Source organism: Pseudomonas sp. FG47, assembly GCF_057809115.1.
Window position 1 is genome coordinate 82,148 of the sequence record NZ_JBMDJI010000005.1, and the last position, 13,529, is coordinate 95,676.

General features: G+C 64.2%; 7 protein-coding genes. 1 reads left to right on the forward strand and 6 read right to left on the reverse strand.

Features of this window, described 5'->3' with window-relative positions; genetic code table 11:
- Positions 1-103 precede the first annotated feature (103 nt).
- The 6 genes from selO to betI all read right to left on the reverse strand — a co-directional run bounded on the left by selO (position 104) and on the right by betI (position 10,993).
- On the reverse strand, positions 104-1,564 hold the full coding sequence (gene selO, locus ACODS5_RS06790) for a protein adenylyltransferase SelO (RefSeq protein WP_134691368.1): 1,461 nt from the start codon (positions 1,562-1,564) through the stop codon (positions 104-106).
- A 156-nt stretch (positions 1,565-1,720) separates the two neighbouring features.
- Positions 1,721-5,026, reverse strand: coding sequence for a mechanosensitive channel MscK (gene mscK, locus ACODS5_RS06795; protein ID WP_134691369.1), 3,306 nt, complete (start codon positions 5,024-5,026; stop codon positions 1,721-1,723).
- Between the two features lie 35 nt (positions 5,027-5,061).
- Positions 5,062-6,804, reverse strand: coding sequence for a potassium/proton antiporter (locus ACODS5_RS06800; RefSeq protein WP_134691370.1), 1,743 nt, complete (start codon positions 6,802-6,804; stop codon positions 5,062-5,064).
- A gap of 248 nt (positions 6,805-7,052) precedes the next feature.
- Positions 7,053-8,750, reverse strand: a complete 1,698-nt coding sequence (betA, locus tag ACODS5_RS06805) for a choline dehydrogenase (RefSeq protein WP_134691371.1) — start codon at positions 8,748-8,750, stop codon at positions 7,053-7,055.
- Positions 8,751-8,825: 75 nt separating this feature from the next.
- Positions 8,826-10,298 carry a betaine-aldehyde dehydrogenase gene (gene betB / locus ACODS5_RS06810; protein ID WP_134691372.1) on the reverse strand — a complete coding sequence of 491 codons (1,473 nt, stop codon included), beginning with the start codon at positions 10,296-10,298 and terminating at the stop codon, positions 8,826-8,828.
- A 38-nt stretch (positions 10,299-10,336) separates the two neighbouring features.
- Positions 10,337-10,993: a transcriptional regulator BetI gene (betI, locus tag ACODS5_RS06815; protein WP_489108272.1), complete on the reverse strand. Its 657-nt coding sequence runs from the start codon at positions 10,991-10,993 to the stop codon at positions 10,337-10,339.
- 535 nt (positions 10,994-11,528) lie between these two features.
- Here betI and ACODS5_RS06820 point away from each other — a divergent pair.
- On the forward strand, positions 11,529-13,475 hold the full coding sequence (locus ACODS5_RS06820) for a BCCT family transporter (protein ID WP_256660259.1): 1,947 nt from the start codon (positions 11,529-11,531) through the stop codon (positions 13,473-13,475).
- The last annotated feature ends 54 nt before the right edge of the window (positions 13,476-13,529 follow it).

Here is a 13,529-nt window from a genome sequence, read left to right on the forward strand (position 1 = left end):
CGGCGAACTGCGGCTCCCACAGGGTTGGCGCGCTCATTGTGGGAGCCGGCTTGCCGGCGATCGAGGGCGAAGCCCTCGCAGAGTTTCACGTGCAGCAATGAAATCAGGACGAACAGCTGATCTCCAGGTGCTTGCCCCACTCCGGCGGTCGCTCGGCATACGCTTGCATCCCGGGCTGTTCCTCGAACGGTTTGCTCAGCACCTGATGCAGCCGACGCACTTCACTGTAATCACCGGCCTCTGCCGCTTCGATAGCCTTCTGCGCTAGATAATTGCGCAGTATGTACAGCGGGTTGACCGCATGCATCCGCTCACGGCGACCTTCGGCATTACCCGGCTCACGCTCGCAGCGTGCCAGGTAGTCCGCACCCCAGGCATCGAAACCGGTCAGGTCGACGAAATCGTCGCGCACCACTTGCAGGGCCTGGGCTACCGGTTGCTCGCCCAGGCGGCGGAAGAACAGCGTGTAGTCCACACCGCCGCTCTGCATGCGTTGCAGCAGGCGTTCGACCAGCGCCATGTCGTCGTCCTCGGCGGTAGTCAGGCCGAGGCGGCGTCGCATCAGGTCCAGATAGTGGGCCTGGTACAGCGGCAGGAACAGCGCCAGCGTCTCCTTCAGTGGCTCGACCTCGATTGCCGTGGTCAGCGCCTGGGCCAGGGCGCTGAGGTTCCAATGGGCGATTGGCACCTGGTTGGCGTAGCTGTAGCGGCCACGGTCGTCGGAGTGGTTGCAGATGAAGTTGGCGTCGAAGTCGTCGATGAAGGCGTAGGGGCCGAAGTCAAAGGTGATGCCGAGGATCGACATGTTGTCGGTATTCATCACCCCGTGACAGAAGCCGTAGGCCTGCCAGCGGGCGATGAGCTCGGCATTGCGTTCGACGATGGTGCGGAACATGGCCAGGTAAGGCTGTTCGGCGTCGCGGCATTCGGGATAGTGCTGGTGCAGCACATGGTCGATGAGCACTCGCTGCTGCTCTGGCTGTTTCGTGTAGTAGAAGTACTCGAAATGGCCGAAGCGCACATGGCTCTGGGCCAGGCGCAGCAGCATCGCGGCGCTTTCGCGGGTTTCCCGCCACACCGTGGTGCTCGAGCCGATCACGCACAGTGCCCGGCTGCTTGGGATGCCCAGCGCGCTCAGGGCCTCGGAGGCAAGGAACTCGCGAATCGACGAGCGCAGTACGGCCCGGCCATCACCCATGCGTGAGTAAGGCGTCTGGCCGGCGCCCTTGAGGTGCAGGTCCCAGTGTTCGCCGGCGTCGTTGAGCACTTCGCCCAGCAGCAAGCCACGGCCATCGCCCAGGCGCGGGTTGTAGGAGCCGAACTGGTGGCCGGAGTACACCATCGCCCGCGGGTCGACGTGTTCCCACAGCTTGTGGCCGCTGAACAGTTCGGCGAACACGGCTTGCTCGGCCTGGGCCGGGTCGAGGTCGAGCAGGGCCATCGCCGATGCGCTGGCCACAACTAGACGCGGGTCGGCGATCGGATCGGGTAGGACCTGGGTGGAGAAGGCGTCGCCCAGGCGGGCGAAGCGGTTGTCGAAGACGAGTTGGTCGAGGGACTTCACGAGGCCTGCTCCTGGGTGGCGGTGCCATGGGGCCGCTTTGCGGCCCTTCGCCGGCAAGCCGGCTCCTACAGGTGGGCGGTGTAGGAGCCGGCTTGCCGGCGAACGAGGGCAAAGCCCTCGCAGCGAATGTGCACAGGATAAAGTATTCGAGCGTTCTCAGGCCGACGCCGTGCCATCCGGCTTCGATTGCTCCATCGGGATCAGTTGCTGCTTGCCGCCCTTCTGGTCCATGAGGAATACCTCCACCTGGCGCACCGAAATCTTGATGTTGTGCGCCTTGAACTCACGGTTGATGTAGCGGTTCATCTCGTCCAGGGTCGGATTGCGGTCGCCCAGGTCGCGCACGTGCATGCGCAGTTCGTGGTCCAGCGAGCTTTCGCCGAAGTTGAGGAAGTACACCAGCGGCTCCGGGTCCTTGAGCACCCGCGGGTTCTCGTGGGCGCCCTTGAGCAGCAGGTCGCGCACCAGGTCCAGGTCCGAACCGTAGTCGATGCCCAGCTTCAGCGTCACCCGAGTGACCGTGTCGGTCAGCGACCAGTTGATCAACTGGCCAGTGATGAAGGTCTTGTTGGGGACGATGATGTCCTTGCGGTCGAAGTCGGTGATGGTGGTGGCGCGGATGCGAATACGGCTGACCGTGCCGGACAGGTTGCCGATGGTGATGGTGTCGCCAATGCGCACCGGGCGTTCGAACAGGATCATGATGCCGGAGATGAAGTTGGCGAAGATCTCCTGCATGCCGAAGCCCAGGCCCAGGGACAGGGCCGCTACCAGCCACTGCAGCTTGTCCCAGCTGACCCCGAGGGTGGCCAGGGTGCTGACGATACCAACGCCGGCGATGACATAGGACAGCAGCGTGGTGATCGCATAGGCGCTGCCCTGGGCCAGGTTCAGGCGTGATAGCACCAGCACTTCGAGCAGGCCTGGCAGGTTGCTGGCCAGGGCCACGGCGATGCCGGCGATGACCATGGCGCCGAGCAGGTCGCCGAGGCTGATCGGCACCATGCTGGCGGCCGCGCCGGTGCCGCTGCTGTATTCGTACAGGGTGACGTTGTTGAGGTAGGCGAACACGCTGATCAGGTCGGCCCAGACCCAGTACAGGCCTCCGATGAAACCGCCGAGCAAGGCCAGGCGAATCAGGCGCAGCGACTGCTGGTTGACCTGTTCGATGTCCAGGGTCGGCTCCTCGACCACCACTTCGCCGTCCAGGCCCTCCTTGGCCGCCTGGCGCTTGCTCAGGGCGCGCTGGTAGGCCAGGCGCCGCGCCGCCACCGACAGGCCGCGGACGAACGCGGCTTCGATCACCAGCCAGAACAGCAGCAGGTACAGGGTGTAGATCAGGCGGTCGGTGAGCTTGAGGGCGGTGTAGTAATAGCCGAAGCACACCGCCACGAACAGGGCGATGGGCAGCGCGGTGAAGGCCACCCCTACCGCCTTGCGGAACAGCGAGGTGTTGCGGTGCGCCGGGCTGCTCAGCAGCAGGCGGCTGAGCAGCCAAGCCATCAGCGCGTAGCAGGTCAGCACCACGCCGATGCCCAGCACGTCGTCGGCCAGCGCCGAAGGCTGGTGCTCGGCCACCGCCACCACGCCGACCAGGGCCAGCACCACGGTGCCCAGGCGGCGTACCCAGCCACGCAGGAACTCGACCTGCGGCTTGTGCCAGCGGAAGTGGATCTCGGCGACCCCACCGGGGGCGAGGATGCGGTAGGCGGTGTAGAACACCAGCCAGGCCTGGGCGAGCTGCCACAGCGCGGCGCCGAGGTTGGCGTTCTGCCCACGGGCGTCGAGTTGCAGGGCGTAGCTGCCCAGGGTCAGGGCCAGGGCCACCGGCAAGGCCAGGAGGATGTTGATCAGGATCGCCTGGGGCGTGTGCCACTGGCTGTCGCGCTTGAAATGGCCGATGTCCTGGTGGACCTTGCCCAGGCGCCGGTACAGCGCCTTGCGCCGCCACAGCAGGGCGCCGATCACCAGGATCAGCGGCAGGAACAGCAGTGGCTGCTGCACCAGGCCGTCGCCCAGTTCCTTCACTCCGGCGCCCCAGGGCAGGCTGGCCACCTGGTAGGTCAGGCGCTGGGGTACGTCGCGCAACCATTGCCAGTCCAGCGGCTTGTTGCTGGGGATCCAGAACATCTGTTCTTCGAGGGTGGTACGCAGGTTCTGCGCGGTGCTCAGCAACTGCTTCTGGTTCAGTTGCAGGGTGATGCTTTCATTGAGCAGAGCTGACAGTTCGCGGTTCAGCCGTTCCAGCAGGTCGCTGCGGGTAATCGCCACCTCCAGCAGGGCCTTGCGCAGCTGGGGGGTGATGTCTTCCTGGGGCTGGTTGGCCAGCAGCTTGTCCACATAGCTGGACGGGCTGCTCATCTGCTCGCGTTCCTGGTTGATCTCGAACTGGTAGAGGCGGATATCGGCAATCTGGTCGGCCAAGTCGCGGTCGACCTTCAGGTGCGGCAGGGCTTGCTTTTGCTTGTAGAGGATCTTCGATAGCAGCAAGCTGCCCTTGAGCACGCTGATCTGTTCGTCGAGGGCCTGGTCGGCCTGGGTCAGGCTGTCGAGCTGCTGCTTGGTGCGCAGGTTCTGCTGGGTGACCTCGTTGAGGCGGTCGGTGCTGCGCAACAGGTAGTCGGACAGTTGCAGGTTCTCGGCGCTCTCGCTGGCCAGCAGATTACTGCCGCCGGCCTTCTGCGCTTCGATCGACTGCTGGGTGACGGTCTGCTGCGATTGGGCCAGGCGCTTCTGGTTGATCAGCGTCTGCAGGTCCTGGATCTCCTGCTCCAGGCGCGTCGCCCGTTCGATCAGCAGGTCGTGCCGGGCGTTGCCGAGGTCTTGCAGTTGGCTGTTACCCGCCAACTCCTGGCGACGCAGCAAGTTCAGGGCATTGAGCGAGGCCTGCTCGGCGTTGAGCTGGTTGCGCTGGTCCGCGTTCAGGGCCTTGCCGTTATCCTTGCCGCTTTTCAGGCTGTTGTTGATCTGCTGGATGCGTATCTGGTTGTTGCTGATCTCGGCTTGGGCACGCTCGGGGCGGGTCTGGGAGTTGATGATCAGGCTGTTGGCCTCGGACAGCGCCTTTTGCAGGTCGCCCTGCTGGGCGCTGCGTTCGCTGAGCATCTGTTCGAGCTGCGGCACCGGGAGGGCGGCATAGCGCTGGGCCACCGGTATCGGGTTGGTGGCCTTGAGCTTGATCAGCTCGCGCTGGTTGTCGCGTATTTCCTGAGGCGCGCTGGCCAGCTGTTGCTTGAGTTCGGCGAGTTTCTTCTCGCTGTCGTCGCGCGCGGCCAGTAGGGCCAGGGTCTGCTCCAGCACCTGCTGCACGGCCTTCTGCTCGGGCTCGGGCAGCTTGCGCTCGGTGATCTTGCTCAGGCTGCCCTGGATGCCCGGGGTAGTCGGGACTTCCGCCATGGCGGTGAACGGGAGGGTCAGGCACAGCCCCAGCAGGGCTGTGCGGCAGTACGCACGCAGGGACATAGGCAACATTCTTGGATTACGAGGCAAATCGGAGTTTAGAGGAACAACCCGGGGCCGGGTCGAGTACCTTCGGGGAATCTGACGCCCACTTTCTGGATCTTGTTCCCGTCCATGACCGCGACGGTCCAGATCGTGCTGTGCCATTCGATCTGGTCGCCTACTACTGGCGCGCCTCCGACCTTCTGTCGGATGAACTGCGCCAGCGGCATTTTTGCGTCCAGGCCATCGAGTTTCAGGCCGTACAGTGCGGCCACCGCGCCCAGCTCGGCGTCACCCTCGAGCACGAAGTCGCCGAAGAAGCGCAGGTCCAGGCCGCGCTGTGGCGCCTGGCTGAACAGCTTGCCCAGGGCCGGCAGGTTGTGTTCGTGGCCGATCACGCAGAGCATGTCGCCGACTTCCAGCACGGTGCTGCCCGAGGGGTGCAGCAGTTGCTCGGCGCGAAACAGCGCGGCGATGCGCGTGCCTTCGGGCATCTTCAGCTCGCGCAGGGCGGCGCCGATGCACCATTTTTCCGCGCCCAGGCGGTAGACGAACAGCTCCCACTCGCTGGTGATATGCACCTCCAGCGCCGAGCGGGAGATGGGCGCCGGGTCTGGCGGCACGGTGACTTTCAGCAGCTTGGCCATCCACGGCAGGCTGGTGCCCTGCACCAGCAGCGATACCAGCACGATGAAGAACGCCAGGTTGAAGAACAGCTGCGCATCCGGCAGGCCGGCCATCAGCGGGAACACCGCGAGGATGATCGGCACCGCGCCGCGTAGGCCGACCCAACTGATGAAGCCCTTCTCGCGACCATGGAAGGCCTTGAACGGCAACAGCGCGGCAACCACCGACAGTGGCCGGGCGAACAGGATCATCCACAGCGCCAGGCCCAGCGCTGGCAGGGCGATGGGTAGCAGGTCGTGGGGGGTGACCAGCAGGCCCAGCACCAGGAACATACCGATCTGCGCCAGCCAGGCCATGCCGTCGAGCATGTGCAGGATGCCGTGGCGGCTGCGGATCGGTTTGTTGCCCAGCACCAGGCCGCACAGGTAGACGGCGAGGAAACCGCTGCCGTGCAGGGCGTTGGTCAGCGAGAACACCACCAGGCCGCCGGCCACCACCAGGATCGGGTATAGGCCGCCGGCCAGGTTGATGCGATTGACCAGTTGCAGCATCAGCCAGCCGCCGCCCAGGCCGAGCAGGCCGCCGATGCCGAATTCGCGCAGCAGGTGGGTCAGCAGGCTCCAGTGCAGGCCGGTCTGGCCGCTGGCGATCATGTCGATCAGGGTGACGGTAAGGAACACCGCCATCGGGTCATTGCTGCCCGACTCGATTTCCAGGGTGGCGGTGACCCGCTCGTTCAGGCCTTTGCCGCCGAGCAGCGAGAACACCGCCGCAGCGTCGGTGGAACCGACGATGGCGCCGATCAGCAGGCCCTGGATAAGGCTCAGGTCGAACAGCCAGGCGGCGACCATGCCGGTCAGCCCAGTGGTGATCAGGACGCCGACGGTGGCCAGCGACAACGCCGGCCATAGCGCCACGCGAAAGCTCGCCACCCGGGTGCGCAGGCCACCGTCGAGCAGGATCACCGCCAGGGCCAGGTTGCCCACCAGGTAGGCGGTCGGGTAGTTGTTGAAGATGATGCCGCCACCGTCCACGCCCGCGACCATGCCGACGGCGAGGATGATGACCAGGATGGGGATGCCCAGGCGCGACGACAGCGAGCTGACCAGGATACTGGCCCCGACCAGCAACGCGCCGATCAGGAACAGACTGTTGATGGTGCTCGCATCCAAAGGCGGTACTCCGGGACAGCGCAGAGAAAAGGGACCTGCCGCGTGAACTAGCAGGTCGCGTGCCAATCGATTCTAACCTGATGAATTGGCAGGCTGTAAAGCGTTTCTGCAGATGTAGAAAAGGCACCCGAAGGGTGCCTTTCCATGCGTCGCCAGGGAGGGCCTCATCGCCGGCAAGCCGGCTCCTACGGGATGATCGCAGGCCGTGAAACCTGCGCCATCCTTGTAGCGATGGGGCTGGAGCAGTATTACGCCTGCTTCACTTCCCGCATCGGCTTGCCCTTCACCGGGGCATCGCCGGCCACGTAGTACTTGGCGGTGCTGCGCGGCAGTGGCTTGCGGCCACGGATCTTGTCCGAGATTTTCTCGGCGATCATGATCGTGGTGGCGTTGAGGTTGCCGGTGATGATCAGCGGCATGATCGAGGCGTCGACCACGCGCAGACCCTGCATGCCATGCACGCGGCCCTCGCCATCGACCACGGCCATGTCGTCGGTGCCCATCTTGCACGAGCAGGACGGGTGGAAGGCGGTCTCGGCGTGCTCGCGGATGAACTTGTCCAGTTCTTCATCGGTTTGCACGTGGGCGCCCGGGCTGATCTCGCGACCGCGGTACGGGTCCAGCGCTGGCTGGGCCATGATTTCGCGGGTCAGGCGGATGCCGTCGCGGAACTCCTGCCAGTCCTGCTCGGTGGACATGTAGTTGAACAGGATGCTCGGGTGCTGGCGTGGGTTCTTCGACTTGGCCTGGATGCGACCACGGGCCGGCGAGCGCATGGAACCCATGTGCGCCTGGAAGCCGTGCTCCTTCACGCCGTTCGAGCCGTTGTAGTTGATGGCTACCGGCAGGAAGTGGTACTGGATGTTAGGCCATTTGAACTCAGGGCGAGTACGGATGAAACCACCGGCCTCGAACTGGTTGCTGGCGCCGATGCCGGTGCCGTTGAACAGCCACTCGGCACCGATGGCCGGCTGGTTCCACCACAGCAGCGACGGGTACAGCGACACTGGCTGGGTGCAGGCGTACTGCAGGTACAGCTCAAGGTGGTCCTGCAGGTTCTCGCCGACGCCCGGCAGGTCGTGGACCACCGGAATGTCGAGGCTTTCCAGCAGGGCACGGGGGCCGACGCCGGAGCGCTGCAGCAGTTGCGGCGAGGCGATGGCGCCGGAGCTGACGATGACTTCTTTGCGCGCGCGGGCTTCGACGCGCTCTTCGCTGTCACCGACGAGGTAGGTCACGCCCACGGCGCGCTTGCCATCGAACAGCACGCGGTCGCTCAGGGCGTGGGTGACGATGGTCAGGTTCGGGCGCTTCTTGGCCTGGTCCAGGTAGCCGCGCGCGGTGCTCGAACGACGGCCTTTCTTGGTCACTGAACGGTCCATCGGGCCGAAGCCTTCCTGCTGGTAGCCGTTGAGGTCTTCGGTGCGCGGGTAACCGGCCTGCACGCCGGCCTCGACCATGGCGTGGAACAGCGGGTTGTTGCCGGCCTTGGGCGTGGCCACGCTGACCGGGCCTTCGCCGCCGTGGTAGTCGTTCGGGCCGATGTCACGGGTTTCAGCTTTGCGGAAGTACGGCAGGCAGTCCAGGTAGGTCCAGTCCTCGAGGCCTGGCAGTTCAGCCCAGCCGTCGAAGTCCATGGCGTTGCCGCGGATGTAGCACATGCCGTTGATCAGCGAGGAGCCACCCAGGCCCTTGCCACGACCGCATTCCATGCGGCGGCCGTCCATGTGCGGCTCCGGGTCGGTCTCGTAGGCCCAGTTGTAGCGACGACCCTGCAGCGGGAAGGCCAGGGCGGCCGGCATCTGGGTGCGGAAGTCGAAGCGGTAGTCCGGGCCGCCGGCTTCCAGCAGCAGGACGGTGACGCTGGCGTCTTCGGTCAGGCGGGTGGCCAGGGTGTTACCGGCCGAACCGGCACCGACGATGATGTAATCGAACTCTTGGGACATTGAAGTACCCTCGTTGGCAGTTGTCAGGGAGCGGAAACGCCCGTGCACGAAGGCACGGGCGTGGCTAGACAGGGTTTAGAAAACCGAGTTGTAGCCGCCCAGCTCGACCTGGACCGACTTGATGCGGGTGTATTGAGCCAGCGAGCTGACACCGTTCTCACGGCCGACGCCCGACTGCTTGTAGCCACCGACCGGCATTTCGGCCGGCGATTCGCCCCAGGCGTTGATCCAGCAGATACCGGCTTCGAGCTTGTGGATGATGCGGTGGGCGCGGCTGATGTCGTTGGTGCAGACACCAGCGGCCAGGCCGTATTCGGTGTCGTTGGCGCGACGGATGACTTCTTCCTCGGTCTCGTAGCTGAGGATGCTCATCACCGGGCCGAAGATCTCTTCCTTGACGATGGTCATGTCGTCGGAGCAGTCGGTGAACACGGTCGGGGCGACGAACGCGCCCTTGGCGAAGTCGCCATCCAGCAGACGCTCACCGCCGCAGAGAACGCGGGCGCCTTCTTCTTTGCCCTTGGCAATGTACGACAGCACGCTTTCCATGTGGGCGAAGCTGACCAGCGGGCCGAAGTTGGTGTTCTCGTCTTCCGGGTTGCCAACGCGGATGCGCGCGACGCGCTCGGCGATCTTGGCTTCGAAGGCAGCTTTCATCGAGGCTGGGATGAACACGCGGGTGCCGTTGGTGCAGACCTGACCGGAGCTGTAGAAGTTGGCCATCATGGCGATGTCGGCGGCCTTGTCCAGGTCGGCGTCGTCGCAGATGATCAGCGGCGACTTGCCGCCCAGTTCCATGGTGACTTCCTTGAGCGAGGAGCTCGAGGCGCTGGCCATGACTTTCTTGCCGGTGGTGGTGCCGCCGGTGAAGGAGACTTTCTCGATGCGCGGGTGCTCGGTCAGCCAGGTGCCGACTTCGCGGCCGCTGCCGGTCAGGACGTTGAACACGCCGTTCGGCAGGCCGGCCTCGGTGAAGATCTCGGCCAGTTTCAGGGTGGTCAGCGAGGTGACTTCCGAAGGCTTGAAGATCATCGCGTTGCCGGCGGCCAGGGCCGGGGCGGATTTCCACAGGGCGATCTGGATCGGGTAGTTCCAGGCACCGATACCGGCGGTCACGCCCAGCGGCTCGCGGCGGGTGTAGACGAAGGACGATTCGCGCAGCGGGATCTGCTCGCCTTCGATGGCCGGGACCAGGCCTGCGTAGTATTCCAGCACGTCGGCGCCGGTGACGATGTCGACGTAGCGGGTTTCGGAGTACGACTTGCCGGTGTCCAGGGTTTCCAGCATGGCCAGCTCGTCGTTGCGCTCACGCAGGATCTCGACGGCGCGGCGCAGGATGCGCGAACGCTGCATGGCGGTCATCGCGGCCCAGACTTTCTGGCCACGTTCTGCGCTCTCGACGGCCTTCTCGACGTCAGCCTGGGTAGCGCGCTGCACGTGGGCGAGGACTTCGCCGGTGGCTGGGTTGATGGCTTCGAAGGTGGCATCGCTGCCAGCGTCGACGTAAGCGCCATCGATGTAGAGTTTTTGCGTTCCGAAACGGGCCATAGTGTCCTCGCAAGTGCAGTGTGTGGTTGGCTACCGCGTCACGCTCCTGCCGCTTGGCTGGTCGCTGCGCGCGGCTGTTCAGCGGCCTGGTCGGTTGTGCCCAGGGTCTGCTGCTTAGCCAGTTGTAGATCCATGTATTCGTAAGCGATGCGTATTGCCTGCTCGGTGTCGAATGCGTCACCCGACAAGGCGCCACGCAGCCACAAGCCGTCGATCAACGCCGCCAGCCCGCGGGCAGCCTTGCGCGCATGGTAAAGCGGCAGGACGCGGCGGAACTGGCAGCACAGGTTGGAATACAAGCGGTGATCGTTGATCCGCTGCAACCTGTGCAAAGACGGCTGGTGCATGCTGGAGGCCCAGAAGGCCAGCCAGGTTTTCATTGCCGGGCCGTTCACCTGGCTGGCATCGAAGTTGCCCTCGATGATCACCTTCAGGTGGGCGCGCGGGCTGTCATCCGTGAGGGCCTGCCGACGCGCGATCACGCCCTCGTTGAGCATGTTCATGATGTAGCGCATCGTCGCTGCGATCAGGCCGTTCTTGTCCTGAAAGTAGTGACTGATGATGCCGTTCGACACACCGGCCAAACGGGCAATCAGCGCAATGCTGGCATCTCCCAGACCGACCTGATCGACCGCCAGCAAGGTGGCTTCGATCAACTGCTGGCGGCGGATGGGTTGCATACCGACCTTGGGCATCTTGCTATCTCCTCAGGCCTGCGGGCAGACGACGAGCGGCTGCCTCGGCGAAGGCCAGTCTATTTTGTTTTGATTGAACGTTCAATCAATAAAGAATAAGCTCTGCGACAATTTGTGCCATTGACAGTTTTCAGGACGGTCACAGAAGCACGAATCGACACCCCAGGAAATCGCGTAACCCCCGGAATACAAGGCGTTGACGGGCATGGGCGATGCAAAATACAGATTCTGCCGAGCGGTCACAGGCTGCGCGGTCGGCCCTTGGAGCGGGCCAGGTGTCTGTGGCGAATGCGCGCACCTCCACTCGGAGAGCGTGGTTTTTCACAGGCGACCGGTCTGGTTTTTTTGCAACGTTTCTATTCGGGATCACGGTTTCCAGGGTGCTTTTATAACACCTGTCGCAGTAGGGCTATTGCACCAATTGCGTGGGAAATAACTGTTTAGCCTCCACTGCCGCACTGCCCGGAGCATTCGTGCAATGAGTTCTGCCTCCCTGACAAAGCCTCCCGCCGAGCGGGTACGGGTCAATCGCGTGGTGTTCTTCACCTCGGCGATGATGATCCTCGTTCTGACTGCCCTGCTGATCGCTGTACCCGATATCGCCGGCCAGGTGCTGGGTGTCGCCCAGAAATGGCTGACCCGTACCTTTGGCTGGTACTACATGCTGGTGATCTGCGGTTACCTGCTGTTCGTCGTCTACCTGGCCTTCTCCGACTACGGCAAGCTCAAGCTTGGCGGCAAGGACGACACCCCCGACTTCAGCTACGGCGCCTGGGCCGGCATGCTGTTCTCCTCCGGTATCGGTATCTCGCTGCTGTACTTTGGCGCCTCCGAGCCGCTGGATCACTACTTCAACCCGCCAGAAGGCACGCCCGCCAGCCTCGAGGCCGCGCGCCAGGGCCTGCAGCTGACCTTCCTGCACTGGGGCCTGCACGGCTGGGCGATCTACGCCCTGGTCGGCCTGGCCGTGGGTTACTTCGCCTACCGCCACAACCAGCCGCTGGCACTGCGCTCGGCGCTGTACCCGCTGGTCGGCGAGCGTTGGGTCAAGGGCGGTGCCGGCCACGCCGTGGACATCTTCGGCATGTTCGTCACCCTGCTGGGCCTGGTGACCAACCTGGGTATCGGCTCGATGCAGGTGGCCTCGGGCCTGGAATACCTGTTCGGCATGGACCACAGCAAGACCAACCTGCTGGTGGTGATCCTGGTCATGGCCGGCGTGGCCACCGTGGCCGCGGTGTCGGGCGTGGAGAACGGCATCCGCCGTCTGTCCAACCTGAACATCCTGCTGTTCAGCGGCCTGCTGATCTTCGTGCTGCTGGCCGGCAATACCCTGCACCTGCTCAACGGCTTCGTGCAGAACATCGGTGACTACCTCAACGGCGTCGTGCTGAAGACCTTCGACCTGTATGTCTATGAAGGCGACAACGACAAGTCCGAGCGCTGGCTGGGCCTGTGGACCGTGTTCTACTGGGCTTGGTGGATCTCCTGGGGCCCGTTCGTCGGCATGTTCATCGCCCGTATCTCCAAGGGCCGTACCGTGCGCCAGCTGGTCAGCGGCGTGCTGCTGATCCCGCTGGGCTTCACCCTGGCCTGGCTGTCGATCTTCGGTAACACCGCATTGGACCTGGTGATCAACCAGGGCGCGGTGGAGCTGGGCAAGACCGCGCTCGAACAGCCGTCGATGTCTATCTACCAACTGCTGGAATTCTTCCCGGCCGCCAAGATCGTCATCGGCCTGGCAGTGTTCGTCGGCTTCGTGCTGTTCCTCACCCCGGCCGACTCCGGCGCGGTGATGATGGCCAACCTGTCGTGCAAAGGCGGCAAGGTCGACGAAGACGCCCCGCACTGGATGGTGGTGTTCTGGTCGGTGGTCATCACCCTGGTCACTATCGGCCTGCTGTTCGCCGGTAACTTCGAAGCCATGCAGACCATGGTGGTACTGGCCGGCCTGCCGTTCTCGGTAGTCCTGGTGCTGTTCATGTTCGGCCTGATGAAGGCCATGAAGCAGGACGTCGCGGTCGAAAGCGAGCGCGCCGAACTGGCCGCCCGTGGCCGTCGCGGTTTCAGTGAGCGTCTCAGCCAGCTGGACCTGCAGCCGACCCAGGCCGTGGTGCAGCGGTTCATGGACAAACAGGTCAGCCCGGCGCTGAAAGAAGCCGCCGAGCAGCTGCGTACCCTGGGCTTCGAGGTCGAGACCCGGGTAGGTCAATCGCGCAACATGATGGGCCTGCGGGTGATGATGGAAGAGGGCAACCCCTTCGTCTACGAAGCCAGCCTGGATGGCTACCTGGCCGCGCCGAGCGAGGCGCCGGTCGAGGGCGAGCCGGAAGTACAGCAGCGCTTCTATCGCGCCGAGGTGTACCTGCACGACGGCAGCCAGGAGTACGACCTGATGGGCTTCACCCGCGAGCAGATCGTGCGTGATGTGCTTGATCAGTTCGAAAGCCACCGCCAGTTGCTGGGGCGTGTGTACAGCTGATAACGGCTGATCTCAGGCAAGGGCCCGGTTCGTGAGAACCGGGCCCTTTTCGTT

What these genes read in the sequence shown, in the direction of transcription:
- mscK (WP_134691369.1), bottom strand. Translation starts at nt 5,026, where the DNA reads ATGTCCCTGCGTGCGTACTGCCGCACAGCCCTGCTGGGGCTGTGCCTG.
- betB (WP_134691372.1), bottom strand. Translation starts at nt 10,298, where the DNA reads ATGGCCCGTTTCGGAACGCAAAAACTCTACATCGATGGCGCTTACGTC.
- betI (WP_489108272.1), bottom strand. Translation starts at nt 10,993, where the DNA reads ATGCCCAAGGTCGGTATGCAACCCATCCGCCGCCAGCAGTTGATCGAA.
- betA (WP_134691371.1), bottom strand. Translation starts at nt 8,750, where the DNA reads ATGTCCCAAGAGTTCGATTACATCATCGTCGGTGCCGGTTCGGCCGGT.